This window comes from Leucobacter sp. UCMA 4100, from assembly GCF_027853335.1.
GTDB lineage: Bacteria > Actinomycetota > Actinomycetes > Actinomycetales > Microbacteriaceae > Leucobacter_A.
This window is the reverse complement of record NZ_JAFEUS010000002.1, coordinates 1482754-1508499: the sequence shown is the minus strand read 5'-3', so window position 1 is coordinate 1508499 and position 25746 is coordinate 1482754. Positions and strand designations below refer to the sequence as shown.

Annotated in this window: 23 protein-coding genes; 18 read left to right on the top strand and 5 right to left on the bottom strand. The window is 62.9% G+C overall.

The window, feature by feature from the left end; genetic code table 11:
• Positions 1 to 123: 123 nt before the first annotated feature.
• The 10 genes from scoE to JSO19_RS07145 are packed head-to-tail and all read left to right on the top strand — an operon-like array spanning position 124 to position 10241.
• Positions 124 to 999 carry a (3R)-3-[(carboxymethyl)amino]fatty acid oxygenase/decarboxylase gene (gene scoE / locus JSO19_RS07190; protein WP_270910687.1) on the top strand — a complete coding sequence of 292 codons (876 nt, stop codon included), beginning with the start codon at positions 124 to 126 and terminating at the stop codon, positions 997 to 999.
• Positions 996 to 1547 (top strand): FcoT family thioesterase, encoded by a 552-nt coding sequence (locus JSO19_RS07185; protein WP_270910686.1) that lies wholly within the window; start codon positions 996 to 998, stop codon positions 1545 to 1547. Before scoE ends, JSO19_RS07185 begins: the two co-directional genes overlap by 4 nt.
• Positions 1537 to 2322, top strand: coding sequence for a glycosyltransferase family 2 protein (locus JSO19_RS07180; protein WP_270910684.1), 786 nt, complete (start codon positions 1537 to 1539; stop codon positions 2320 to 2322). Before JSO19_RS07185 ends, JSO19_RS07180 begins: the two co-directional genes overlap by 11 nt.
• A gap of 4 nt (positions 2323 to 2326) precedes the next feature.
• The gene (locus tag JSO19_RS07175) at positions 2327 to 4288 is read left to right on the top strand and encodes a glycosyltransferase (RefSeq protein ID WP_270910683.1); all 1962 of its coding nucleotides are present in this window, start codon (positions 2327 to 2329) and stop codon (positions 4286 to 4288) included.
• A 10-nt stretch (positions 4289 to 4298) separates the two neighbouring features.
• Positions 4299 to 6380, top strand: coding sequence for a hypothetical protein (locus JSO19_RS07170; protein ID WP_270910682.1), 2082 nt, complete (start codon positions 4299 to 4301; stop codon positions 6378 to 6380).
• Entirely contained in the window at positions 6377 to 6598 is a 222-nt protein-coding gene (locus JSO19_RS07165) for a hypothetical protein (protein ID WP_270910681.1), read from the top strand. Before JSO19_RS07170 ends, JSO19_RS07165 begins: the two co-directional genes overlap by 4 nt.
• On the top strand, positions 6595 to 7659 hold the full coding sequence (locus JSO19_RS07160) for a serine hydrolase domain-containing protein (RefSeq protein ID WP_270910680.1): 1065 nt from the start codon (positions 6595 to 6597) through the stop codon (positions 7657 to 7659). The genes JSO19_RS07165 and JSO19_RS07160 overlap by 4 nt, the downstream gene beginning before the upstream one ends.
• Positions 7656 to 8288 carry a 4'-phosphopantetheinyl transferase family protein gene (locus JSO19_RS07155; protein ID WP_270910679.1) on the top strand — a complete coding sequence of 211 codons (633 nt, stop codon included), beginning with the start codon at positions 7656 to 7658 and terminating at the stop codon, positions 8286 to 8288. Before JSO19_RS07160 ends, JSO19_RS07155 begins: the two co-directional genes overlap by 4 nt.
• A complete protein-coding gene (locus JSO19_RS07150; protein WP_270910678.1) occupies positions 8285 to 9307 on the top strand; it encodes a glycosyltransferase family 2 protein in 1023 nt (340 codons plus the stop codon). Before JSO19_RS07155 ends, JSO19_RS07150 begins: the two co-directional genes overlap by 4 nt.
• 58 nt (positions 9308 to 9365) lie before the next feature.
• Complete coding sequence (locus JSO19_RS07145) at positions 9366 to 10241, top strand: glycoside hydrolase family 16 protein (protein WP_270910677.1); 876 nt, start codon at positions 9366 to 9368, stop codon at positions 10239 to 10241.
• 353 nt (positions 10242 to 10594) lie between these two features.
• On the opposite strand, the gene JSO19_RS07140 is transcribed toward JSO19_RS07145, so the two are convergent.
• The gene (locus JSO19_RS07140) at positions 10595 to 11248 is read right to left on the bottom strand and encodes a GntR family transcriptional regulator (RefSeq protein ID WP_270910676.1); all 654 of its coding nucleotides are present in this window, start codon (positions 11246 to 11248) and stop codon (positions 10595 to 10597) included.
• A gap of 57 nt (positions 11249 to 11305) precedes the next feature.
• Here JSO19_RS07140 and JSO19_RS07135 point away from each other — a divergent pair, with 57 nt between their 5' ends.
• From JSO19_RS07135 to JSO19_RS07120, 4 genes are read left to right on the top strand one after another with little or no spacing between them, the layout of a single operon-like run.
• Positions 11306 to 11959 (top strand): ATP-binding cassette domain-containing protein, encoded by a 654-nt coding sequence (locus tag JSO19_RS07135; protein WP_270910675.1) that lies wholly within the window; start codon positions 11306 to 11308, stop codon positions 11957 to 11959.
• Positions 11956 to 12822 (top strand): metal ABC transporter permease, encoded by an 867-nt coding sequence (locus tag JSO19_RS07130; RefSeq protein WP_217895988.1) that lies wholly within the window; start codon positions 11956 to 11958, stop codon positions 12820 to 12822. Before JSO19_RS07135 ends, JSO19_RS07130 begins: the two co-directional genes overlap by 4 nt.
• Positions 12780 to 13691 (top strand): metal ABC transporter solute-binding protein, Zn/Mn family, encoded by a 912-nt coding sequence (locus JSO19_RS07125; protein ID WP_270910674.1) that lies wholly within the window; start codon positions 12780 to 12782, stop codon positions 13689 to 13691. The genes JSO19_RS07130 and JSO19_RS07125 overlap by 43 nt, the downstream gene beginning before the upstream one ends.
• On the top strand, positions 13691 to 14062 hold the full coding sequence (locus tag JSO19_RS07120) for a copper chaperone PCu(A)C (RefSeq protein ID WP_087013842.1): 372 nt from the start codon (positions 13691 to 13693) through the stop codon (positions 14060 to 14062). Before JSO19_RS07125 ends, JSO19_RS07120 begins: the two co-directional genes overlap by 1 nt.
• On the opposite strand, the gene JSO19_RS07115 is transcribed toward JSO19_RS07120, so the two are convergent.
• Complete coding sequence (locus tag JSO19_RS07115; protein ID WP_270910673.1) at positions 14008 to 15102, bottom strand: hypothetical protein; 1095 nt, start codon at positions 15100 to 15102, stop codon at positions 14008 to 14010. The two genes, JSO19_RS07120 and JSO19_RS07115, sit on opposite strands and share 55 nt — an antisense overlap.
• A 390-nt stretch (positions 15103 to 15492) precedes the next feature.
• On the opposite strand from JSO19_RS07115, the gene JSO19_RS07110 reads away from it, so the two are divergent.
• The 4 genes from JSO19_RS07110 (at position 15493) to JSO19_RS07095 (ending at position 22263) form a co-directional block, all read left to right on the top strand.
• On the top strand, positions 15493 to 18663 hold the full coding sequence (locus JSO19_RS07110) for a hypothetical protein (protein WP_270910672.1): 3171 nt from the start codon (positions 15493 to 15495) through the stop codon (positions 18661 to 18663).
• 489 nt (positions 18664 to 19152) lie between these two features.
• Positions 19153 to 19743 carry a DUF5134 domain-containing protein gene (locus JSO19_RS07105; RefSeq protein ID WP_051216734.1) on the top strand — a complete coding sequence of 197 codons (591 nt, stop codon included), beginning with the start codon at positions 19153 to 19155 and terminating at the stop codon, positions 19741 to 19743.
• Positions 19744 to 19807: 64 nt separating this feature from the next.
• Positions 19808 to 20545 carry a YcnI family copper-binding membrane protein gene (locus JSO19_RS07100; RefSeq protein ID WP_270910667.1) on the top strand — a complete coding sequence of 246 codons (738 nt, stop codon included), beginning with the start codon at positions 19808 to 19810 and terminating at the stop codon, positions 20543 to 20545.
• Positions 20542 to 22263 carry a copper resistance protein CopC gene (locus JSO19_RS07095; protein ID WP_270910666.1) on the top strand — a complete coding sequence of 574 codons (1722 nt, stop codon included), beginning with the start codon at positions 20542 to 20544 and terminating at the stop codon, positions 22261 to 22263. Before JSO19_RS07100 ends, JSO19_RS07095 begins: the two co-directional genes overlap by 4 nt.
• 34 nt (positions 22264 to 22297) lie before the next feature.
• Here JSO19_RS07095 and galE read toward each other — a convergent pair whose 3' ends face one another.
• Genes galE through JSO19_RS07080 form a run of 3 tightly spaced genes read right to left on the bottom strand, consistent with a single transcriptional unit; the run spans position 22298 to position 25574 of the window.
• A complete protein-coding gene (galE, locus tag JSO19_RS07090) occupies positions 22298 to 23317 on the bottom strand; it encodes a UDP-glucose 4-epimerase GalE (RefSeq protein WP_270910665.1) in 1020 nt (339 codons plus the stop codon).
• A complete protein-coding gene (locus JSO19_RS07085; protein WP_270912113.1) occupies positions 23314 to 24486 on the bottom strand; it encodes a glycosyltransferase in 1173 nt (390 codons plus the stop codon). The genes galE and JSO19_RS07085 overlap by 4 nt, the downstream gene beginning before the upstream one ends.
• Positions 24486 to 25574 carry a hypothetical protein gene (locus JSO19_RS07080; RefSeq protein ID WP_270910663.1) on the bottom strand — a complete coding sequence of 363 codons (1089 nt, stop codon included), beginning with the start codon at positions 25572 to 25574 and terminating at the stop codon, positions 24486 to 24488. The genes JSO19_RS07085 and JSO19_RS07080 overlap by 1 nt, the downstream gene beginning before the upstream one ends.
• Between the last annotated feature and the right edge of the window lie 172 nt (positions 25575 to 25746).

Genomic DNA, 25746 nt, shown 5'->3' with positions numbered 1-25746 from the left:
TTCATCTGACACAATCTCTGATAAGTCTACGACATGTCGATATGCAGGGGCTCTCAGCATGCTCGCAGCAACTACGTCATGTAGAGTTACTACGTCTTGTAGTGCTATCAGGAGGAGGCAGGCGTGATCGTAGAGCAGGGGAACGGCGACACCATGGGCGTGGTGGTCAAGGACTTCAACGTCGACACCGTGACGTCCGAGGACATCGACCGGCTGAAGCAGTCGATCTACCGAGACAAGGTGGCCGTGCTCAGGAACCAGGGCGACATCACCCCGGAGCAGTTCGTGAAACTCGGCCGCATGTTTGGCGATCTGGTGAGCTATCACGAACCGATGTATCACCACCCGGACTTTGAGGAGATCTTCGTCTCCTCGAACATCCCCGAGGACGGCAAGCAGATCGGCGTGCCGAAGACAGGGAAGTTCTGGCACGCTGACTACCAGTTCATGCCGCAGCCGTTCGCGTTCACGATCTTCTCCCCGAAGGTGCTGCCGCCGAAGAACCGCGGCACGTTCTTCATCAACATGGCTTCCGCATACGAGGCGCTCCCGCAGGAACTGAAGGATGCTGCAGCGGGGACCACGTCTTCGCATAGTGTGCGGAAGTTCTTCAAGATTCGTCCCGATGATGTCTATCGCCCTCTCGGTGAGATCATCCGCGAAGTCGAAGAACACACGCCGGCAGTGACCTTCCCTACCGTCATGGAGCATCCCGTCACCGGCGAGAAGATCCTCTTCATCAGCGAGGGCTTCACCGTCGAGCTCAACGGCAGCGACGATCCCGACCTGCTTGACAAGCTCTTCGAAGCGACCGGGCAACTCGACCAGGAGTTCGCGCACCCCAATATCTACCAGCACGCATACGAGCCCGGAGACATCGTCATCTGGGACAACCGCACGCTGATCCACCGTGCACTGCACACCACCACGCCTGCAGCGACGGTCTCCCACCGCGTCACCGCGCTCGACGGCCTCCCCCTCTACGCTCGCGCATTGTGACCGCGCGGTTCTCGACGGGGCGGCTCGATGACCGCGAGCCGGTGTTTCATCGTGCGGTGAACCCTTACCGGGCCAAGGGATGCATCTATCTCACCGGCGCGGAGGTGACCCGCTCCGAAGAGGGGCAGGTCACCTCCCGTGGTCAGTTCCGGATCGGCGAGTCTTGCTACATCGACGACACCGGCCACTTCAACGCGGCCGAGTTCGTGATCTGCTACAACCAGCTCATGTACACGACCCTTGCGGTCGCCGTGCGGCATTCCCTCCTGCCCGCGTTTTCGCACTGGACACTTGACGATTATTGGGCGCGGCAGCTCCCCGATGTCCTCATCCACAAGCTCTCCAGCAGCTACCAGCGACCGATCGATGCACGCGGGTTTCGTGCCGAGTTCACGATTACGAATCTCAGCACCCGCGCGCTCTCGCGCGGCATGCTCACTCTGGAGACGAGCATCCGTTTCGAAGACGACAACGGCGGCCGCGCGAAAGGTGAGGTGGCGCTCGCTCTCGTCAACGCTCCCGCAGCAGGTGACCAGCATGACTACTGATGCCACTGTCACTGTCGTTGTCCCGTCGCTTGATGAAGCGCAGAATCTTGAGGAAGTGCTCCCGAAGATTCCGGCGCAGTACGAACTCATCATCGTGGAAGGGGCGAGGTTTCACCGTACGAGCGAGCTCGTGCGGGCCCTCCGGCCTGACGCCCGTGTCATCGAACAAACCCGATACGGCAAAGGCAATGCGGTGGCGTGCGGCTTCGCGACCGCCACCGGAGACATCATCGTCATGTTTGACGCCGACGGCTCCGCCGATCCTGATGAGATCCCACGCTTCGTGGGGGCAATCACCGACGGTGCGATGTTCGCGAAAGGCACCCGGTCGCGGGGCGGAGGAAGTGACGACATCACTCACCTTCGCAATGCCGGAAACGTGGGATTGACGCTACTGACGAACCTAATGTTTGGGGTGCGCTACACCGACCTGTGCTACGGGTACAACGCACTTCACCGCGACCTGCTCCCGCTCCTCGACCTCCCCGACACAGAACCTGCGGGAGGGGCACCCCAGTGGGGCGATGGATTCGAGATTGAGACCCTGATCAACGTGCGGGCTGCGCTCGCCGGTGTCCCGATCACTGAGGTTCCGAGCCATGAACGCTCCCGTATCCACGGAGTCAGCAATCTCAACGCTTGGCGCGATGGGAAACGGGTGCTCGCTACGTTGATCCGTGAGCGACGCACCGCGAAAGAACGCCTGATCGCAGTTGACCCTATGCATCAATCCGACACCCCACTGTCGGTTCGCGGTCAGTTCCCCCTCTCGTAGTTCCATGCGCCTCGAGATCGTCATCTGCACATACACGGAGCACCGCAGCCACCTGGTGGACGCCTGCGTAACCTCCGGTCTCAAGGAACTCCCTGAGACCGGCACGATCACTCTCGTGGTCGATCACGCGGACGCATACGCGCGGGCCCTTGGAGATCACTACCGGCACATTCCTCGCGTTCAGCTGGTGGAGAATGCGAGGCAGCGCGGACTTTCCGGTGCACGGAACACGGCGATCGCGGCCAGCACTGCTGACGTGCTGCTCTTCATCGATGACGATGCCATCCTGCAAGAGGGATGGTTCGAGGCACTTGCTTCCCGGCTCGAAGACCCCAAGGTTGCCGTCATCGCCGGTGCCGTTCTGCCAGATTGGGAGAGCGCAACTGGTGCCCCAACATGGTTTCCACCCGAGTTCGGATGGGTGGTGGGCTGCGATTATGTCGGCATGGCCGCGAGTGGGTCAGAGGTTCGCAACCCCATCGGCGCGTGTATGGCAATCCGCAGGGAGGTATTTGCCGGCATCGGGCTCTTCGCCGAGGGACTCGGAAGGATCGGCACCCACCCCGTTGGCGGTGAGGAGACGGACTTGGGCATCCGGCTTCGCAGACAGATGCCGGATGCCCAGATCATCCGAGATGCGGACCTGGCGGTGCGCCACTTCGTACCGCATGCGCGAGCACGCGTCTCCTACATGCTGCGCCGATGCTTTTGGGAAGGCCGTTCTAAAGCGCTGCTCCAGGCACGTGCTTCTCTTCCGCGAAGCTTGGGATCGGAACGAACCCACGTCCTCACCACGGTCAGACACGCGGTCCTCACGGACGTGCGGAGCATGCTCGGGGGCGACCGCTCAGCGTTCCCCCGGAACTTCATGCGCCTGGCCGGCCTCTGCGCGGCAGGAACGGGATTCATTACCTCGCGGCGACGGCATCGACGTCAGGCTGTACTCGAGGGTAGCCCGCACCTCGGCGTGGATGTCACCGTGTGCATCGCAACCCTCGGTCGCAGTCGTGCGCTGGCAGAAACGGTCCGGGCGATCCTGACTCACTCGCAGGCCCAGGTGGAGGTGCTCGTTGTCGATAACGATCCCCGCTCCGGCCGTGTTCGCGCCACCCTCCATGATCTCCACGACTCGCGGTTGCGGATTGTGACCGAACCACGCAAGGGCCTCTCACTCGCGAGAAACTGCGGCATCTCCGCTGCCCGGGGTCGCATTGTGGCGTTCACTGACGATGACGCGCACCCGGAACCGGGGTGGGTCGATGCTCTCCTGTCGGCCATGTTGGATCCGGTCGTGGGCGGCGTGACTGGCCGAGTCATACCGATGTCGACTGACGCAGACGTGGAACGCTGGTTCGAGGAAGCGATCGGCTTTGACAAGGGAGAGACACGCAGCGAATGGGGACGCGGCGACGCTGCCGCCCCAGGCTGGCAAACGGGCCCTCAGGGACCTGTGTACCCGGTTGCTGCGGGTGAGTTCGGCTCCGGCAACAATATGGCCTTTCCTCGCGCGTTCCTCGTCGAGCAGCACGGTTTCGCTGACACTCTCGGGGCGGGGGCGCTCACGCGAGGCGGCGAAGACCTAGACATGTTCCGAAGGGTGATTCTCGCAGGCAGGATCTTGCGTTACGAACCTGCTGCTCTGGTGAAGCATCGTCACCGGGACACGTTGCCGGCGCTGCGCACACAATTGTTCGGGTATGGCACCGGCATGGCCGCGAACGTGACCCGGCTCGCAGCGACCTCACCCCGCCACATCGTGTCGGTGCTTCGCGCGTTGCCGGCCGGCCTCAGGATGCTGCTCTCCAAGGATTCGACGAAGAACAGTCAGCGGCCTGGCGACTATCCGCGTGCACTCGTGTGGGTCGAACGGCTCGGGTACGTTGCCGGCCCCGGTCTGTATCTGCTCGAAGCGATCCGAACAGGACTCGGCCTCCGGGGGCGCAGGAAGGGAGGCACCGATGCGTGAAGGTGCGTTGATGCGTCCTCTGATCGTTCTCTCCTGTGCGTTGTCCTTGCTGGTGCCGATTCTCGCGTGGTGGGATCTGCCCGTGCCAGGCCGCATCGGCCTCGCAATCGCATTCGTACTCCTGGTCCCAGGAGCGCCCCTCGCCATCATCCTTATCCGCCGATCCGGAGCGGTGCTCTGGGCCCTCATCCCCGCGCTCTCGCTCTCATCGGTGATACTCCTCACCGTGGCGCAGGTCACGACTGGCACCTGGAGTGCGCCGACTGCCGCGACCATTCTGGGGTTGGGAAACGTGGCCTGCACAGCGTTCGCGTGGAATCGCACACCGCCCCTGCGAATCACGCGCCCGGTTCTGCGCAGACCCGGGCATCGCCGAATCGTATCCGCCGTCGCGCTGTTCATCGCGGTCGCGTTGTGGTGGGCGGCAACGACCAGCGTCGATCTCGACGCGGCTGGTGCTGCCGGCCTGGTCACCGTTCTGCCCTGGACCTATTGGCTGGCACTTATCCTTGCCGTCTCTGTCGCGGTCTTCGCAATCACCAGCAAGCCTGCGCCAGATGGGGTCATGGCGGCGATCGGGGTCGCCGCCTTGGCGGTCATGGTCGCCACCTTCGTCGGCATCGCGGACGGCGGATCACCGGTCGGCACCGCCTATGTGCATGTCGGCTTCGTGGACTGGATCTCCCAAACCGGCACCCTACGCGAGGCGATGGATGCGCGGTTTAGCTGGCCTGGGTTCTTCACCGCTGCCTCGGCTGTGACCGGTTGGGCGGGCCTTGCCGACGCGACGCCGTTCGTCGTGTTCTTCCCCGTACTCGTGGTGCTCTTGAGTATGGCGCCGGTGTACGTCATTGGCATGGCGGTGTTCAGGGACCGTGCGGTTGCCTGGACCGGGGTGTTGCTGTTCGTGCTCGGCAACTGGGTGCAGCAGGACTATTTCGCCCCGCAGGCGGTCGCATTCCCGCTGATGCTGACGGTCATCGCGGTGCTGCTCTGGCAGACCAGCGAAACCGGGATCCCCGCAGGCACCGCATGGGGTTGGCGGCGATTTCTCGATCCGATGCGCCGGAGTCCAGCCCGACTTCCGGGATATTCTGCCTGCCGCGCACTCATGCTCGAAGCGGCTCTGCTGGTGATCGCGAGCGCGATCGTCGTCTCTCACCAGCTCACCCCGGTTTCGCTCATCGTCGTATTGCTGCTGCTGAGCCTGCTCGGTGCGACGCGATCACGAACCCTGTGGTTCGGAGTCTCAGTGGTGTTTGCAGCCTGGTTCGCCTTTGGTGCAACCGACTGGTGGACGGGGCATCTGAGCGTACTCATCGATGGGTTCGGGCGTCTCGATGAGGCCGTCGGCACCGGGGTCGTAGAGCGCGTCTCCGGTGACCCCGTCTACCAGGCGATGCAGGCGGGGCGGATCGGCTGGTCTGCGTTGTTCGCCATCGCGGGGTTTGTCGGTTGGTGGGTGACTCGCGGCGGCAGGCTTCCGATGCCCGTGACCGCTGCTCTCGTGGTCGCACCAGTGTCGCTCGTGCTTGGGCAGCCGTACGGTGGTGAGGTCGTGCTTCGCGTGTATCTGTATGCGTTGCCGATTCTCGCCGTCCTCGCCGCAGGCGGCATCGCACCGCTCATCCGGGCGCGAAGCGCTCTGTCTCGTGTTGCCCTCACATTGATCATGGTGTTCGCCGCTGCGGGAGTGACCACCGCGCGTGGCGTGAACGTCGCTTTCGAACGCACGCCCGCGGATGTGCTTGAGGTCGCACGCGCGGTGCTGTGGGAGACCCCGACCGGGAGCACGATCCGCCCATTGGCGACCGAGGGCGCGTTACGGGTCGCCCGGATCGGCGATCTCCACCACCCGCCCTCCGTGGACGGCGATGGCACCGCGTTCGAACGCCTGCTGCAGCAGGCGCCCGATGTGGTATTTCTCACCACCATGCGAGAGCGGTACGAGCAGATCACCAGGGGCGCAAGACCTGGCTGGTACGAAAACGTTGCGACGCTCCTGGAAGCCAGCGGCCAGTACCAGGTGACCCATCGCACTGAGCACGTGATCGTGCTCGAACGGATACCCGGCCTCGGAGAGGACGAGTGATGACGCTACTGGACTGGTTGATCGGCGGGATCGCGGGGGGCGCCGCTGCGGCCGCATTTGTAATGTACGCCTGGTCGGTGCTGCTCCGTGAGCGGCGCGGCCCCGACGCCCATACAGTGACGCTGCGCCAATCGCGGCCGGTATTCACCACACTGTTCGTGCTCATCACCGCCATTGGAGTAGCACTCCTGGTGCTGCGTCTTGGAGTCCTCTCATGAAGAAGTCGACCTGGGTCACGGCGCTGCTCATCGCGGCTGTCACAGCCGTCGGAGCATTCGGCGTGACGCACGGCAATGCTGCTCCCGCGCTGTCCTCAAGCCGGACCGGCGACCGGAGCCTTGCTGCGGAAGCAGCACCATACCTCGGCGGTGTGAGGGACCGCGTGTCGATCTGCGTGTGGGAGGACGGTAGGTTCACGACAGCTGGTTTCGGAGCGGACGCTAACACCAGATATGAGATCGGGTCCATCACCAAGACATTCACCGGGATGCTTCTCGCCGACGCAGTCGCTCGCGACGAAGTCGATATCGACGACCCGGTCGGCCGCTACCTGCCGCTTGACGACGCACCGGTTGCCTCGGTCACGCTCCGTGAGCTTGCTGCGCATACCAGCGGCCTGGGGGAATGGGGTGACGATGAGCGAGATGACAACTGGATGCGCTGGTGGGTGGAAGATATCCGAGGCGACACCATCCACAACCTCGATCTCGAATCACTCTACGATCGTGCACGCACCGACTCTCTGACGACTCGAGGCGAGTACCGATACTCCAATATCGGCTTCGCGCTCCTCGGTCATGCCCTCGCCGAAGCGGCGGGAGTCTCCTACGACACCCTGCTGCACGAGCGGGTGCTGGGCCCAGCCAGCATGAGCAACTCAGGACTAACCTCCGACGCTGACCGAAATGCGCAACGAGGGTATCGCGCCGACGGTCGTGCGGCACCTCCGTGGCGGCTCGGCGCCTATGCGCCCTCGGGCGGCGCTTACTCTACCGTCACCGATCTCTGCCAATACGCCGTACGGCTCGTCAACACGCACGAATCGGATGCGGCAGAGACAGACGTTGATGTGATCGGAACCGTGATGGCAGGAACAGGCCTTGGATGGGACGTCTCCGAAGCAGGGGACAGCTTTGTCGTGTCGAAGACGGGGCAGACCGGAGGCTTCCAGGCCGCGGTCGCTCTCGATCCGTCATTGTCGCGCGTCGTGGTCGCCCTCACCAACACTGCCAACGACCTCGACCCTCTCATGCAGGCTCTCCTCGAGGGCGGTCGGTGACCGTGGTTGGATCGGTGCGGATCCGAGCCGGACACGTCTCTGAGGGTGCGCCGGCGGTGGGTATTGAGCAGGGAGTTGCCGCGGGTATGGGGCCGGCCAGGCGCACTGAGTTCTGTTCGGCACGTGCCCTCGCGCATGACGCCCTCGCAAGTCTTGGACTCATGGCGCCACAAGGCATCGGGCAAGCTGGTACGGGTGCACCGGTCTGGCCGCAGGGAGTCTCGGGCAGCATTGCTCACTCCGGCGACCGCATCGCCGTTGCCGTTACCGGCACCCCCGGCATGTTGATCGGCATTGACCTCGAACCGGTCGGTGCCGTACCGGCTGACGTAGCAGTTTCCGTGACCACTCCCGGCGAACTCGCGGACGCGCATTCACGGAGCGGTCTGCCGCTGAACTCTCCGCTCCTGCACACGCTGTTATACGTCGCGAAGGAGAGCACCTTCAAAGCACTGAACATGGCCGACGCCGAGCAGATCTGGCACCCACGAAGTCTTCCTCTCCAACTCGCTGACTGGGAAGAACACCACGGGACATTCACCATCAACAATGACTTGCAGGTGCAGGGCCACTGGTGGATAGATAACGGCTATGTCTTCGCGAGTACCACGATCGGGCCGGAAGCATGACTCCGTGGCCGGAAGTATCCGTGATCGTGCCGTTCCGGAACGCTGCCGCAGACCTTCCAGACGCTTTCACTCAACTCGCGCGTCTCAAAGGGCCAGTGGAGATACTTCTCATCGACGACGCCTCCACCGATAACGGCCTTGAACTCGCCGAATCCTATAGCCGCAACGACCCCCGGACACGTGTGGTCCGCCGGACCACAGCTGGTGGATCAACACGTTCACGCATGGCCGGCGTCGACGCCGCTCGGGGCGATTACATCTGGTTCTGCGACGTCGACGACGAATGGGAAACCGACATCGTCACCACCCTGCTCCACGAAGCCACGTCGCACGACGCCGATCTTGTTGCTTGTCGCGCGGAACGGGTCGAGGCAGATGGTCGCCGATGGATCATGGAAGGTTCGCCCCAAGCACTCAGTGCCTCCGGCCATGAGTTGTCGTCGCTCGTGTGGACTGGGCAACTCCGTGGGTATCTGTGGAACAAACTCATTCGCCGCACCCTCATCCCACCGCTTCAGCGAGAGCCCCTCTCCTCTCAGGACGACTTCCTCATGATCCTCGACATCCTCGAGCACACCCACCGCGTGCGCCTCATCCCCGACATCAAATATCGGTACCTGGAACAAACAGACTCAATAAGTACCGGGGCCACCTTACGGCGAGAGAACATACAACGCTGCCGCAATGAAGCGATGCAACGTCTCCTGCCAGCGCATCCCACACAGCGTGAGCAGCGCAATGCCGACGCGTTCACGCTCTGGTTCTACCTGGTACCGGCGATCGCGACACCAGTGCACCGCGGCTGGGCCAACGAAGACGCCACCGCAGTGCGAAAAGAACTCACCTCACAGATCGTCTGGCGGACCATTCTCCACTTGGCGCGGAAGCAGCCTTCCGTCGCCGCGCATGCGGCACTCATCCGGGCCAGCGGGCGCTACTACCCAACGCTTTACCGTCTGTCGAGAAGGGTGACACGGGGGCTCCGCACCGGTAATCTACGAAATGTGGAGAAAAAGTGATGGACCGGCAATGATGGGCCAGCGCAGTGCAGCTATAGCCGTTCACACTCGCCGCAGTGTGACCATCGGGATCGCCGGGGTGATCGCGCTCTCCGCCTGCTCACCGGCTGCATCACAGGGATACTCACATATCGACAAGGCGCCGGTAAGCGCCCTCAGTCAGCACAGCCACAGCCAACCCATCACCGCTGCGGAGAACAGTGTTACGACGTTAGCCGTCCAGGCACAGGCCAACGACAGTGCAGAAGTTGTGACCGACGATGACAACTGGTCTACGGTCTTCTTCGACGACTTCGACCGCAGCTCTCTCGGTGCCGACTGGTCCGCGTACACAGGAAGGCCGAGCTCAGATCCGCGCACCTGGTGGGATCCCACGATGGTGTGGCTCAGCGACGGATCACTCGTTCTTGCCGGCGCCCCGTCCACCGGGCATACGAACTTGTGGCGCACCGGCGCGGTCTCCAACTGGAAAGCCGCACAGACCTACGGGAAATGGGAGGTGCGTTTCCGTGCCCACGCCAGCCAGGTCCTCAGCTACCACTTCCTCTTGTGGCCGCAGGCAGAAAGCTGGCCTCCCGAGATCGACATCACCGAAGGATACTCACGAGAACGAACGAACTCACAGTCCTTCCTGCACTGGATTGACGAGAGCGGAACCCGGCAGCAGACGAGCTTCTCCGTCAACGGCAACTTCTCAGAGTGGAATACCGTAGCCGTGGAATGGACTCCAGACGTAGTCCGCTTCTCCCTCAACGGCCAAGCCTACGGCGAAGCTACAGGGTTGGCAGTACCGCACGCGCCGATGTTCCTTGCCCTGCAGACAGAGACCCGCCTCGCTGGGTCGATGCAAGGGCAGAGCAGACAGACTCAATTTGTGTGGATTGACTGGGTTCGGATATCCGCACCGGACAGTCAAGAGCTGGCCCCGGACTAAACAGGCCGCTGCATCGACCACGCCCACACTGTCTCAAGTAGTGACGGTCTCGATATTGGCGCAGGCGATGTGATTCAGGCGCGGAAGAACGACAGCACGATCGGGGTGGCGAACCGGCAGACGCTCAACGAGATCGAAGCGCTCCCTTTACTGAGAAGGCAGCGGCAGGCGCAAGCCGAAGCAGGGAGAGTCGAGGCTGAGCGCGCACGTGCTGAACGCGCGAACAGGCTCGCTGTTAACGGCGGGAGCCCAAGTCAATCCGCAGGACCGGAGCGCAGCCTCGGGATCCGGCCCTGACTACTGGCTCGCCTGTCGGACATATCTGCAACCCGGGAGACCAGGATGCAGTAGTGTCAGGTCCCCGCCACGCGGGTGATCATTTCACCCAGATGGGCTTTGGTGAGATCCTGCGCCGCGTCAGCATCTGCTCGTTGCAGTGCGTGAAGGATCTTCCGATGACTATCCCAGCCTGCACGGTGAATGTGACCGATCGTGCGTGTGACGATCGCACCTGTTTGGGCGTAGAGGGGCCTGAGGGCGGCTTCGGCGGCGCGTTGATGGATGGCGTCGGCCAGGTACTCGAGGAGGTTCGCATGTGCGCGGATCGCGGTCAGTGCGTCCCCGTCGAGCGTTGCGGATAGCCCAGCGTCGAGCGATTCCGCAATGCGGGCGAGGTCGTCATTTGTCCGGTTTCTTGCTGCGTAACTCATCGCCCATGGCTCAAGGTGAAGCCGTCCTTCGAGGATCGGGACCAGGTCGGCGGGCTCCTTCTCGGGGAGCACCGTCGCACCCTTGTTCGGGACCACATCCGCGAGTCCCAGGCGCGCGAGGCTCCGGAACGCTTCCCTGACAGGGACACGGGAGACCTGAAGCCGGTCGGCGATCTCCCCGGCCACCAAGCGTGCTCCTGGCCGGTGAGTCCCGTCAATGATCTCCACCGCCAGCACGCGAGCAACACGGTCGGCGCTGTCGGCGGCGCGAAGGCCTCCGCTTGATAAATTGCTCACACACCACACCCTAACGAAGTGAATTCACTTTAACTCTACTTCATGTAGAGTAAAGACATGCTTGATTCTTCGGCGCTCGCCGCTGCCCCCGCGCTTTCGGTATCGTCGCTGCGGGTCGACATCTCCGGCGCAACTGTCCTCGGCGGGGTTGATCTGTCGATCCGCGCTGGCGAGCGGGTAGCGGTGCTGGGTATGAACGGTGCCGGGAAAAGCTCTCTGCTGCGGTCACTGCTCGGGCTGATTCCTGCACAGTGGCGGGGGCTCACCATCGAAGGCGTACCGGTGACCAGCCTGGCATCGCATCGACGGGCTCGCCGGCGCGTAGCTTGGGTGCCGCAATCACCGGCATTCGGAGATTTCCCGGTCACCGCACGCGACCTCTTCGACCTGGCAAATGCCCGCGCGGAAGCGGTAAAGGTGTCTAGACGGCTCGGCGTCGGCGAGCTGGTCGACGTACCCGTCCGGGAGGTCTCCGGCGGGCAGTTGCAGCGGCTGTTGTTGTCGCGCGCGTTCGGTCAAATCACCCGGAGCGGAGGTCTGTTGCTCGCTGACGAGCCGTCAACAGGTTTGGACAGCCGAAGCCTTGGCCTGCTTCACTCGCTCCTCAGCAAGAGCAATGCCGCCGCGCTCGTGGTGACCCATGACGAGCGCCTGCTCTCTGCCTGCCACCGTGTCATCCGTGTGAAATCAGGACAGCTGGTAGACGCGTGATCGGCTGGGAGCAGTTCATCGAAGTGATGGGGATGCCCGCCGTGCAGCGGGCCGCGATTGCCCTTCTGGTCGGGTCGATAGGCCTTCCGCTGGTGGGGGTGATGATCATCGGACTGAACATCGTTCCCGTCCGTTTTGCGATGATGCACGTCGCACTCCTCGGCATCGCTGTCGGTATCGTCACTGGGTTGGACCCGTTGCTATGTGCGCTCGTGGCGTGCGCGATCACCGGTGGCGCACTGACTCCGCTTGCGCGCACCCCTGGCGGGCTATCGGGCGCGACCGGGTTGCTGATGAGCATGGCGATGGCCGCAGCTCTGCTGTTGATCGCGATCTCCGGGATCAACGCCGCTCACACGTTCGGGCTGCTGTGGGGATCAATTCTCGGGGTGAGTATTGGCGACATTGTGCTCGTCTCAGCCCTCGCCATTGCCGTACCTGCACTCCTGATCTGGGGCCGAGGCAGAATAGCGGTGCTCTTCGCCAGCCGAGAACTTGCCGTTGCTGCAGGCATCCGGGTGAACCTGCTCACCGGGGCGATGCTCGTCCTTATCGCGATCGCCATCGCCACGGGAATGCAACTCACCGGGGCGCTCCTCGTTGACGCACTCACCCTGCTTCCAGCCCTTGCCGCAAGGCGTCTCGGACGAACCCTGCGGTCGATCTGCTGGTGGGCGGTCATCATCAGCCTGGCGTCCTCGACGATCGGATTCCTCGTCGCGATTCTCTTCGATTTGCCGCCCGGACCCGTTCTTGTCCTCGTCGCCGGCGCGATTGCGCTGGCGGTCAACCTCACCCCAAAGAAAGGCACCACCCCGTCATGGCAACCCACACCCGAGCCCGCGCCGGTCTCGCACTCCTGACCACAGCCACCCTCGCGCTCCTCACTGGATGCGCCACCGCACCGGGGGCGAATGGCACCGCTCCGACGCAGGAGGAAAGCGTCACCGTGGTAGCATCCACGACCTGGCAGGGTATGTTCGCTACCGCCGCAGGAGCGGAGAACGTCACCATCATCGTCCCACCCTCCGCGCAGCATGCCGCCGAGTACGACCCGACCCCGAGCGACCTGACGAAGCTCACCGGAGCTGACTTCGTGCTCTACAGCGACTTCGAATCCTTCGTGCCCACGCTCACGGACGCCGCCGACGCGGACGCCGAACTCATCGCCGTGAACGCCGACAACGCCCCCGAGAACGTCATCGCTGAAGTCACCCGTCTCGGCGAGGCGTTCGGCACCACTGAAGAGGCCGAAGCATGGGTTGCTGAGTTCAAGACTGCGCTCGATGAATTCCGTGACGAGATCCACACCGCTCTCGGCGACCACGCTGATCCTGTAATCGTCTCTCAGGTGTACACCACCTGGCTTGCCGACCTGATCACCGATGACGTGCGCTCCTTCGGCCCGTCACAGCCCACCGTCCGCGAAGTCGCAGACCTCACCGGAGCTGCACCTCGGCTCGTGCTCGACAACATCCACATGACCAGTGGACGCGTACTGCCCGACTCTGACGCGATCCAGGTCAACGTCGTCAACTATCCAGAGAAAGACCTCGATGTCATCGCTCTCTACCGCCTCAACGTCGACAAGATCATCGCCGCACTGGGAGGCCACACCTTGGACGAAATCACCGACGGCGGTCACGGGGCTCGTGGCGAGAGCGATCACGGATCACACGGCACTGATAACCAAGACCACGGCTCCGACAACGACAACGGTCACGACCACTAATGCTCCATCTCGAACACGGATGGGTGAGGGCAGGCCGTGATGACGTCACCGGCTTCTTCGGCACCCTCCACAACAGCAGTGAGTTAGAGATCACCGTTCGCGGCGGGCGCAGCCCCGCCGCGAACGCGGTCGAACTCCACGACATCATCCAACACGACGGGCGAAAGCAGATGACCCAGCTCGCAAACGGGATCACTATTCCTGCCCAAGGCAGCATCACACTCACTCCCGGCGGGCTGCACGGTATGCTCATCGGCCTCGATCACCGCCTCAACGATGGCGAACGGGTGCAGATCGCCTTGGAGACGAACACTGCTCACGTCGAGCTCACCCTGACGGCACGTCGCCGCCCACCGACAACGTCACTCTGAAGCTCAGCGTTCACAAGCTGTGCCGCCACAGAGGCAGAGTGCATCAGCTCCTGCTGCGTATGGCCGAGCCGACCGGCAAGAACCGCCAACAAGAGATACGCGAAGATGATCACGTCGTAGGTGGCCGATGCGGCCGGGGAGATCCCGAGGTGACCCATCGTCGCCTGCGCGGCGTGGTGGTTGGTCTCGCGCGGAAGGAAGTTCCACAGCAGATGGAAACCCCACGCGGCAACAAACCACCAAGGTGAGGTGAGATAGCCCAGTATCCCGACGAGCATGATGCCCACGAACGCGAGGATCTCGAACCATGCCCCGGAATGCGCATACGTCATCCCCATCCACGCAGTGATCACCACCCACGCCAGGGATTGGGCCTGCAGATGCAGCCAGAACAGACCAGCCGCCACAGTGAGCCCAGCGGCGGCGGCGGCGAGCGTAAGCCATCCCTGTTCGCTGCCGAGCCAGACCAAGACCACCTGCACCAGCAACAGAACTCCCACCCACACGGCGATCCCTGTCCGCCGCAAGCCTTGCCGCCAGGACACCGGCTGCGGTGTCCCGACGGCCCTGAAATGACCCCGCCACGTGCCGAAGGCGAGATAGGCGCCAATGATCAGGTCGTAGATGCAGCAGGCGCAGGGCAGATCTTCCATGTGACCGTGCAGATCCCGATTCACCAACACATCCCACAAAGGATGCAGCACCCACGCCGCCACGAGAAACCATGGCGAGACAAACACCCCCAGCAGGGACAGCAGCACGATCACCACAAGGGCTGCGATCTCTTGGTCGCCTTGACCGAGATACGTCGGCGCGAGCAACCATGCGGTTAGCGCCGCCCACGCGATCAACTGCGCCTTCGGAGGAAGCCAGATCAGCGCAGCGATGCACAGAAGACCAAAGGGTGCCGCGAGCGGGATCAGCAACCCATATCGCGCGATTGCGCCAATCCCATACGATGCGCCAATCCCCACCAGCGCGACATAACCCGTCACTAACAACGCTCTTCCTGAGCGAGGGTCGATACCAAGTACTGACATGAGAACTCCTTCGTCGCTCGGCTCTGCCTGGATACGGCGACCCGCACGTTCCAGGCGGAGCCACGTACAACTCTACATCTTGTAGAGTTAAAATCGTGCGCCGCTTTGCGCGCCCGGATGAAAGGAGACGGAATGGAACCGGAGAGAGGTGGGGCTTGGCCCCTCAGGATGGACAGTCGACACAAGGCGGGTTCGCTGCGAGTGCTGGCCTCCGTCGCAGTGACCGCGCTTGTCGCAAGCGGGGCCGTGTTGGGAAGCTCGACGGGCGCGTTTGCTGCAGCGCCACCGCTCAGCTCCGCCCAGGTGCTCTCTGTGACGGATATCGATGGCGGAAAGGTCTTTTCTTCCGGGGTTGAGTCATGGTCTGAAGGGGCACGCCAAGAGTATGCTGTGGACGAGATCGTGGCCGAGGGAGCTGCGATTCGCAATGGCTACGACATTCGCACCGGCCCGACGGAAGTCGCTCTGTCCGACACTGGCTCTCGCATCGATATCGAAAGCGCCACGATCTCACTCCGCGGTCAGGTACCTATCGTCGTTCGGGATTTGAGTGTCGGCTGTGCTGCGGATGGGAGTTCGTACACATCTATCGGAGGACTCACAGTCGACGGAGACGACATTACCGGAGATGCAACGCGCGCGTTGCGCGCTACGGGTGAGTTCACGCTGGATCTGCCGCCCGGGGTCGGTCGCCCCTCCGCTTTCTCGTTGCAACTGAATCGCGTGAAGTCCGACACCAGCGGGAAGACAACGACGACTGCACTGACTCTCAATGACCCAGAAATGATGCTCGAAGTCTGGAAGCTTGATCTCGGGCAGGTTCAGTGCGCCCCTCATGAGCAGCAGCCCGTTGATGATATGCGCGTTGCCGGAGTTCAGGCGAGCACTGCAACAGGTGCCCGGCTACTGGATCCCGTTGCCTCAATCGCATCACCTGGCGAACAGGAGGTAAACGTCGAATCCGTCCAGGCCGAGGGTGCGCGAATCGATGCGCAGAACGTTCGTGCCAAGACACATGTCGACGGCTCTTCGACCGTGTCCATCGGCTCGTACCGCCAGATGACCTCACCCGAGAACGAGACTATCGCTGAGCAACGCGCATCCGCGCTACGAGTGAACGGCCTCACTCTCAAAGTCGAGCCGGATGGTGCCTCCAGGGTGGACTTTGATAGGTCCTGGTACGCCGTCTTCGTGGGAGGCGCATGGATCGATTACAACGCCTATCCGAATTACCGGCACTTTGATCCAGATACAGGCGAGCTTGCCTGGGAGACCTTCCTGAATGAGCGTGTCCTTGATGAGAGTACGGGCATTCTTACCGTGAATGCGTTCCGGTATGTGGATTACACCGGCGCTACACCGAATGCCACTTTGGGACAGGTCAAGATTAATACGCGTGAGCTGCCGTCGGCTGACGGAGTGATCGTTACCGACAGCGATCCAGATGAGTTGCACGTCGACGTAGGCAGTGACGTCGTACGGACGATTACCGTGGATCCGGCCTTGCGAGTAACGTCTGCGGTTCTGCAGTTCAGGAAGCCGGGAGAAACGTCATGGTCGACGAACCCGAATCTTCCGGTTCAGAACGTCGGCAACGTACTTACCTGGACGTATCCGAGCGCTGTACTCTCAGCCGACGGTACCGAGCAGCGCTTCAAAGTGACTATTGACAGCTCCCGGAGCTACTTCAGTCGAACCGTGACGCTTCTTGTCGCGGAGCCTGGCGTCGCACCCTCCATCCTGGAACAACCTGTCGCTGTGGCGGCTCGACCGGGAGACAGCGCAGTGTTCCGCGCGACAGCAAGCGGAACTCCCACCCCGGACGTGCAGTGGCAGCAAAAGATCGGCGACGCCGACTGGTCCGACATTGAGAACGCCGCAAGCACCGAGTATGTGATTCAGGATGTCGCAACAGACCAGCATGGCACTGCATTCCGTGCGGTTTTCACCAACGCAAGCGGTGCGGTGACGAGCGAGGAAGCGCTACTCTCCGTGACTCTTCCCGAGCTACAGCAGCACACTGCGCCCGGACTCAGCGGAACTGCCGCAGTGGGAAGCACGCTCCTCGGAACGTCAGGCACGACCGCTCCCGCATCTTCTGGTCAGGACTATCAGTGGCTGAGAGACGGGACACCAATCGAGGGCGCGACGTTGCCGCAATACGCATTGCTCCCTGCAGATGCAGGCACTCAAGTGTCGTTGCAGGTCACGCATCGCGCGGATGGGCACGCACCGATCGTACTCACCTCCGAACCAGTCCTCGTGAACGAGGGAACACTTCTGCTGCAACAAGAGCCCACGGTGTCGGGCGACGGAAGTATCGGAGCCACCCTCACGGCCAACGCAGGCGTGTGGGACCCAGTTCCCGCATCCGTGGGAGTGCAGTGGATGCGCGACGGGACCGCGATTTCAGGAGCGACAGGGATGGAGTACGTAATCAGTGAGGCGGATCTTGACACCCGACTTTCAGCAGAATTCACTCTTTCGGCTCCGGGATACGCTGATACCGTTCACCTCTCAAACGCAGTAATAGTGGCACCCGGCGAGTTCGCCGACGCCTCGGCGGTCCTGTCCGGAAACGCCGTCGTCGGAGGCACGCTCACGGCAGAGGCACAGTCTGAGCCCGCGCCCGACAGCATCGAATGGCAATGGTTCAGGGACACCGCGGCAATCGCCGGGGCAACGGGACCCGAATACCGCATCGTTGCGACAGACCTTGGCACATCTATTACGGTGCAGGCCACACTGACACTGGCAGGATACCTGCCCGTCACCGTGGCCTCCGATGCGATGATTCCTGCTCTCGGAGAGATCAACGTGACGTCGACTCCAGCTATTGGAGGTTATCCTGGCGTCGGAGGTCAGCTCGTGATCGACACCGGAAAATGGAATCCGCAGCTCTCGTCACTCGACATTCAGTGGCTTCGGAACGGGACACCGATTCCGGGTACGACCGGCCGAACCCTGCTGCTTGAAGCGTCCGATCATGGTTCACGGATCTCGGCCGTGTTGACAGCTCATGCCGCGGGCTATCGCTCCATCGAAGTGGAAGTCGACGAGGTTCTCGTATCAGAGAAACCCATCATCACTCCTAAGCCGTCGGCAGCGAATGGCGAGGAACTCTCCAAGCTGAGCAACGGTGGCCTTTCGGTTCACGTGTCAAACGGCATGGCCCAAGTGACTCTACCCGCAGAACTCCAGCAACACGCGGGCGATTGGGTGCACGCCACAGCATTCTCGACTCCCACTCCGCTGGGGTGGATCCGCGTAAACCAGCAGAACGTAGCAGCTTTTCCCATCAGCTCACTCAGCTCGGGAACACACCGCCTCGCCTTGCAAGATGTCGCGGGCTCGCTCCTCGGTTGGGTCTCCATTGATATTCCGATGGCTCCCGATGAATCGAATCCTCGGGCGGAACCGGGGGCACGTGAAGCATCGCGAGGTGCACTGGCAGTGACAGGAAGCGACGGCGCATTGCCATTCCTCGGAAGCGCCATCGGCATCGTGCTGTTGGGAACAGGAGTGGTGCTGCTCCAGCTGAGGCGGCGCGCGAAGCGTTAAGGCCGACAGGTGTCTGGGAGCTTCTCTACTGCTTGGAAACAGAGAAGCTCCCTAACACGGCCTCGGAAGCCCCCTGCGCCTGAGTGCCAACCGCCGAGGACGGTTCTGCCAAACAGAAGCGTATTCGCGGGCAATCTCGGACGGGCGGGCTCGCCTTCCCGACTCGGCTCTCCCTGCAGATCACAGCTGCCTACCTTGCAGAAGGAGGCAAACGCCAGGTGGACAGTTGCGCCGGCAGCACGCGATAAAGGTCATGCGCGACACAAGCCACTCACCAGGACCGCCAGCCCTTCTCTTCTCGAGCACCTGGGCGCCACACTGCGAATGATTTGCGCTTCTCCCTTGACATCGGGAACGCTCCACCGGGCGGTCACACTCACGTGAAGCGAGAGGCGGCCTGATCTCGAGGGGCCTTGCGGGGCGCTTTGACCTCCGGGGCCTTCCTTCGCTAGCATTGCTACTACATGTTGTAGAGATAAGGTGTGTGGCATGCTGTCTGACCCGGTGCTCCAATGGACGCTGACACTCGCCTTCTCCGCGACCGCCGCCTACGCAACACTGCGACTCTTCACAGACCGCAAGCCGCTGCTCATCGTGGGCAACGCTCTGCACCTGGTGATGAGCCTCGTGATGATCGCCATGTGCTGGCCGTGGTGGACCGTACTGCCGCCACTCCCGCAGACGCTCTTCTTCTCGGCCGGCACGGCCTGGTTCGGTGCGATCGTGCTCCTCCAGACGCGGCGTCGCATCACCCGGGCTGCCGTGGGCGGACACAGCGCGTGGCATCAGGTGGCACACGCGGGCATGATGCTCGCGATGGTCTGGATGATCCTCGCGATGCCTTCCGGAACCGACGCCACGATGCATGCCCACCACCATGGCGGACTCGAGCCGTGGGCCGCCCTGACAGGGGTTGCCATCACCGCGGCGCTGACGACATCCGGCGTCCTTTTTCTCGTCGAGCTCATCCGCTGCCTGCGCGGTCGCACGACCTGGCTCGGACACACCGGCGACGTCGCTTCCGGGACTCTCATGAGCTTCGGCATGGCAGCGATGTGCTGGCCGATGATCACCGGCTAAAAACCCTCAACACCACCATCAATCCGCCGCTCCTGCCGGCGGGCCAACAAGAAAGAGAGACACCATGAACACACGACGCACCAAGAGGCCCCTTCTGATCGGAACCGGAGCCCTCGCGGCTACTGCCGCACTGGTTCTGGGCGGTGCCGTCGCTGCGAACGCACACGTCAGTATCGCGGAAGGCCCGGTGGAGGCGGGCTCGTACTCGATCCTCACGTTCAGCGTGCCACATGGATGCGATGGGGCTGCGACGACGGAGGTGGCGATCCAGATCCCCGAGGGCATCAACGCCGTCACACCCACCCGCAACAGCCTGTACACCGTCGAGAAGGTGATGGAAGACCTCGACACCCCGATCACTGACAGCCACGGCAACGAGGTCACCGAACGCGTCGCGCAGGTCGTCTACACGGCGGCGACGCCGCTCCCCGATGGGCAGCGAGACGCGTTCGAACTCTCGCTGCAGATCCCCGAGGACGCCGCCGACACCGCCCTGTACTTCCCGACTGTGCAGACCTGCGAGCAGGGCGAGACCGCCTGGGTGCAGATCCCGGAAGAAGGCCAGGACGGCCACGATCTGGACGCGCCAGCCCCCAGCGTCGACGTCGTCGCAGCCAGTGACGCAGGATCGCACGGGCACGGTGACAACACTGACGCCACCGTCGATGCGCACGACGAGGATTCGGCATCCGCGGAGGCTCCTGCAGATCAGACGCCGCTCGTTGTAACCTCGCTCACCGTCGGCAGTATCGGCCTCATCGTCGCTGTCATCGCGCTGCTGAGGGGACGCAAGAAGGCGTGAGCACTCTCATCGCCGGGAAACACGCACCGCGACAGGGTTCCGCCCTGGTCCTCCGTGCGCTGGCAGCCCTCCTCCTAGGAGGACTGCTGACGCTGACGGGAGCGCAGGCAGCGTCCGCGCATGCCGAGTTGCTGTCCACGACACCGGAGAACGGTGCCGTGCTCGATGAGGCTCCCGCTGAGGCGGTGCTGACGTTCAACGAGCCCGTACAGCTCATCGACGGCAGCATCCGCCTGTTTCCCGGCGATGACAACCCCCTCACCCTCGACGCGCACGTCACCAACACCAGCGTCATCGCCGCGCTCCCCGCCGACCTAGCGGATGCGGGCTACGCGCTGAGCTACCGCGTCGTCTCAGCAGACGGGCACCCCATCTCCGGCGCGATCACCTTCACCATCGGAGACGGCCAGGCGGACAGCGCGACGGCTCCCATCGTGGAAACCGCGACACCTCCAGACACCCAGTTCGCCGTCAGCGCCCTGACGGCACTGCAATACCTCTCGCTCCTGGTCTTCGCCGGCCTGATCCTGTTCGAGCGACTGGTGCTGCGCAGCACAGCACCACCTGAATACTGGTCCAGGAACATCCTGCGACTGACCGGCATCGGAGCGGGAACCGCCTCGCTGCTGCTCATACCCACGTCAGCGCTCAACGTGACCGGAAACCCACTGACCGCGGTGATCGATCCGACTGCATGGTGGTCGGGTGTCCTCTGGGCACCGGTCGCTGCGGCCATCATCGTATGCGCAGGACTCGCCGGAGCCGCCGTACTATCGATGCGTCAGCAGGAGCGCAGGGGGATGCGCCTGCTCGCCGTGCTGCCGCCGCTCCTCGCGCTGGCTGCGCCCGTGCTCGCCGGACACACCCAACTGATGGAACCGCGAGCACTGATCATCGCCGCCGACCTCGGACACCTTCTCGCCGGCTCCTTCTGGACAGGAGGAGTCCTCGGCCTCCTCCTATTCCTCGCCGCCACCCGCGTGACCAGTACCCAAGAGGCACGTACCGCACCGACTCTCGCCGCGAAGGTCGTGCAGAGGTTCTCCCGCGGCGCGGTCTGGAGCGTCTTTATCCTCGCAGTCAGCGGAACTCTCATGGGCATCATGATCGTCGGAAGCCTCGACGCTCTCGTCACGACCAGCTACGGGCTCACCCTCCTGCTCAAGATCGGGATCATCATCCCCGTCATCGCGATCGCCGCCTACAACAGAACCCGACTCCTCCCACGCATCGCGTCACGACCGACCGCACGCATGCAATGGCAGACGCTGACCCGAACCCTCAGCTACGAAGCCGCACTCCTCATTGCCATTCTGCTCCTGACCGGCTTCCTCACCAATCTCAGCCCCACACACGAACACCACGACACGCCAACCGAGAACACGGCCGCCACCGCTCAGACCGTCACTATCGACGCGGATGCCCAGGGGCTATCGCTGCGGGGCGAGCTCGAACCAGCGGTGGCCGGCGAGAACAGGATCACCTTCACACTCGAATACGACGCCGAACCAGTCACGCCCGACGAAGTGACCATTCGCACCCACCAGGCCGAGCACGATCTCGGGCCGTTCCAGACCACAGCTGAACTCGACCCAGCAACCGGTCAATACTCCGCGGATCTAGACATGCCCGTCACCGGAGAATGGGAGATACAAGTGCTCGCCCGCGTATCCACCTTCGCGCAGCCGATCGTCACGATATCCGTCACGGTCAACTAGTTCCCAGGCAGCGAACCAGCACTACCGGCGTTCGTCAATCCATGTTGCCGTAGCCCCGAGGGTTGGCCGCTTGCCACTCCCAGGCGTCCCGGCATGCTTCCTCGAGCGTTCGTGACGGGGTCCATCCGAGAAGTGTCTTGGCTCGCAAAGGGTCTGCGACAAGACGTGCGACGTCGCCGGGGCGCCGGGGCGCCGGATCCCATCGCACTGTGAACCCGATGGCGCGCGTGAATGCGGTAATCACCTCGAGCACGCTATGTCCCACGCCCGATCCGAGATTGATGATTCGAGTACCCGATTCCGTGGCGTTGAGGGCGGCAGCGTGGCCATCTGCGATGTCGAGAACGTGAAGATAGTCGCGAATCGCGGTGCCATCGGGTGTGTCATAGTCCGTTCCGAACACAGAGAGAACTTCCCTCCTGCCGACGGCAACTTGCGTCAGAAAAGGGAGCAGGTTGTTCGGTGTGCCGCGGGGATCCTCGCCGATACATCCGCTGGGGTGTGCGCCGATCGGGTTGAAGTAGCGCAGGATGGTGGCGTCAAGCTCCGGCCAAGACGCAGACGTGTCGCAGATGATCTGCTCGCACATCGCTTTCGATCGCGCATAGGGACTCATCGCGCCGGTACCGGTGCTGTGTGCTTCGTTGAGGAGTGGCGCGTGCGGTGCGCTGTATACGGTGGCCGATGAACTGAACACCAGCTTCGCGATCCCGCGCCGTTGCATCAGCTCGAGCACCGTCAACAGTGAATCGAGATTCTGCCGAAAGTAGCGGACGGGGTGGAGCATGGAATCACCAACTGCTTTCACTCCAGCGAGATGGATGACTGCGTCGAAGTCCACACCGCTGAGCGCCTGTTCGGTAGCGATTGCATCTGTGAGATCCGTGACGACGAGTCGCAGCTGTCGCGCTGCGAGATCCTGTACCCTCCGAATGCCTGCAGCGCTCCCTGCGGATAGATCATCAACGACAACGACATCCATGCCGTTCTGCAGAAGCACCAGCGCAGTATGGGTTCCGATGTATCCCGCTCCGCCAGTGATGAGCACCTTCACGATTCGCCTTCGTTCTGCGTCGGCGGTCGCTGGCTCCGCGCACCAGAGTCTTTCGCTATTGCGGCCGCTGTCACCTCATCGAATAGCCGTTCGAGAGGGGGTGTACGCAGAGCGACATCGAACTGTTCTCGCACTCGCTGCCCTGCAGCCTCGCCCATCGAGGCCCGCAGGTCTTCATCAGCGAGGAGTTCACGTAGCGAGGAAGCAAGCTCGGCTGTGTCGCCTTCCCGCACCAGGAGCCCTGTCTTTCCATCGACGACCGCTTCCGGCACACCCCCGTGACGGTACGCAACAGCAGGGACACCCGCGAAGGCGGCCTCGAGGAAGACCATGCCGAAACCCTCAGCGTCACCGTCGGCGGCGTACTGAGAGGGGGCTAATAAGATGCGTGCTCGCGCAAGATGTTGCGCCACTCGCGTCGGTGGCAGCGATCCGGTGAAGGTCACCCGGAGGTCAAGTTGCTTCGCAAGCGATTCAGCGTCAGCGCGGAGTGGTCCGTCTCCGATCACTTCACAGGTAAGGGCGTGCGCATCGGGTTGAGCGGCGATCGCCTGCAACGCATCTCTCACACCCTTTTTCGGAACCAATCGGCCCAGGAACACCACATCGACCGGGCGAGAGACAGCAATGGCGGGCTCAGTGACTGGAACGCCGATCGGGAGCACACGTACTCGTCCTTGTGGAGCACCCCACCTGAGAGCCTCGTCACGGATGAACTCGGAAACGGCAACCACAGCATCGGCGCTGCGGAGCACCTTCTGGGTTCGATAGCGATTGATGCAGCCCCGGAAACCACGAACGCGCGGGAGCGCCGTGACATCGTATCCATGGACGGTGACGACAAGCGGAATCTGCAACGCCCGGCATGCGCGGAGGATCATCCATGCGTCCTTCGCGAAGTGCGCATGGACGAGGTCTGGCCGAGTCTGCCTGAGGGCCTCTTCAATCTGGCTTGAACGCCCCGTGACCGACGCCCAGAAGAGCGCCACGCGATCCCACAGCGAACGAGTGAAGACCACCGGATCCTCCTCGCGAGACAGCGGAGAGCAAACTCGAAGAGAACCAAGCAGCGTGGGCTCCCACCTGACCATCGCATCAAGCTGGTTTCGGATGAACGTTTCAGACCCTGGAAGGGAATCCAACCGCCAAACAGTCACACGCCTCGCCATCACAGGGACCCATCTGTCCGCAGGCGACGCAGCAAGATCCACAGCGGTGGAATGGCGGCGATGAGGATCAGAACGTCATGTGTGAGAAACGCCCACCCGACCGCCACGATACCGAGCTGCTTGATCCACAGAGCGACCAGTGCGACGACAACGAGCGATGCCACAAGCTGAACGATCATCGGATAGGCGATGCGTCGGGCGACGCGGGCGAGCGCGCCGTACAGCATCGCGACCCCCGACACTGCGTGTGCAATCCCCATCAGTATCAGCAGTTCGCTTCCGTGCTCAGCATATTCACTGCCGTACAAGTGCAGCGCAATCGGGCCAACCACTCCGACACCGATTCCCCGAACCACGCTGACTCCACACAACACCAGCGCGAAAGAGCGCACAAGCGCCCCCACATCCGCACCGGGCTTCGATGCCGCAGCAACAAAAGGCCCGGTGACCAGGCTCGTCATCATGAGCGAGGCCGCGACAATAGTCCATGCAATGTTGTAATAGGCTGCGTCGTCAACGCCAGCGGCTGTGATGACGATAGTGGGGATCGCGATACCGGGAAGCGCCTGCGCGAGCATCCACCCCAAGGACACCACACCGAACTGAACGAGCTCACGCCGCCTTGGAAGAATCGGATCTATACCTGCGCCGTTCCAGCGAGAACGCGTGATCCACAACCCCAGCTCCACCGCACCCACCGCAGCCACTGCGGTCACGATCCACGATCCGACCAGCGACATCCCCCCACCCACGCCGGCAAGCAGCACAATCGCGCCAAGCTTGGCGACCGCGTGCCCCACGTTCTTCAATGCCACCCACCGGGCGCGATGCACGCCGATCAGCACGGAATCCAGGAGCGCGAAAGCAGCCAACACCACGACGGCAATCGCGAAGCCCACCCGCTGCCCGGCCGATGCAAACAATGACGCGCCCGGCATCCACCACGCATAGCCACCGCCGAGCAACAGCGCAAATAGCCCGGAACCGGCCAACGCGAGAGCGACCGCGCGTCCGCGCAATCTCCCCACAGCTGGCAGGAACCTTTCTAGGAGCGGCCCCATGCTGAGGTTCGCGACCGATGCGAGCACGGTTCCCGTATTGACTGCTGTCGTTGCTCGGCCCACATCTGCAACCGGGTAGAGCGTTGTGGCTGCAATCCAGAAGACGAGTCCCAGACTTGCTGTCCCCGCGCTCCCGCCCACGAGGAAGATCGAATCTGACGCTACCCGACGGGAGTCGCCCGTTCCTCTTCGACCGAGG

What these genes read in the sequence shown, in the direction of transcription:
- JSO19_RS07180 (WP_270910684.1), top strand. Translation starts at nt 1,537, where the DNA reads ATGACTACTGATGCCACTGTCACTGTCGTTGTCCCGTCGCTTGATGAA.
- JSO19_RS07175 (WP_270910683.1), top strand. Translation starts at nt 2,327, where the DNA reads ATGCGCCTCGAGATCGTCATCTGCACATACACGGAGCACCGCAGCCAC.
- JSO19_RS07170 (WP_270910682.1), top strand. Translation starts at nt 4,299, where the DNA reads ATGCGTCCTCTGATCGTTCTCTCCTGTGCGTTGTCCTTGCTGGTGCCG.
- JSO19_RS07160 (WP_270910680.1), top strand. Translation starts at nt 6,595, where the DNA reads ATGAAGAAGTCGACCTGGGTCACGGCGCTGCTCATCGCGGCTGTCACA.
- JSO19_RS07150 (WP_270910678.1), top strand. Translation starts at nt 8,285, where the DNA reads ATGACTCCGTGGCCGGAAGTATCCGTGATCGTGCCGTTCCGGAACGCT.
- JSO19_RS07135 (WP_270910675.1), top strand. Translation starts at nt 11,306, where the DNA reads ATGCTTGATTCTTCGGCGCTCGCCGCTGCCCCCGCGCTTTCGGTATCG.
- JSO19_RS07125 (WP_270910674.1), top strand. Translation starts at nt 12,780, where the DNA reads ATGGCAACCCACACCCGAGCCCGCGCCGGTCTCGCACTCCTGACCACA.
- JSO19_RS07120 (WP_087013842.1), top strand. Translation starts at nt 13,691, where the DNA reads ATGCTCCATCTCGAACACGGATGGGTGAGGGCAGGCCGTGATGACGTC.
- JSO19_RS07115 (WP_270910673.1), bottom strand. Translation starts at nt 15,102, where the DNA reads ATGTCAGTACTTGGTATCGACCCTCGCTCAGGAAGAGCGTTGTTAGTG.
- JSO19_RS07105 (WP_051216734.1), top strand. Translation starts at nt 19,153, where the DNA reads ATGCTGTCTGACCCGGTGCTCCAATGGACGCTGACACTCGCCTTCTCC.
- JSO19_RS07100 (WP_270910667.1), top strand. Translation starts at nt 19,808, where the DNA reads ATGAACACACGACGCACCAAGAGGCCCCTTCTGATCGGAACCGGAGCC.
- JSO19_RS07085 (WP_270912113.1), bottom strand. Translation starts at nt 24,486, where the DNA reads ATGGCGAGGCGTGTGACTGTTTGGCGGTTGGATTCCCTTCCAGGGTCT.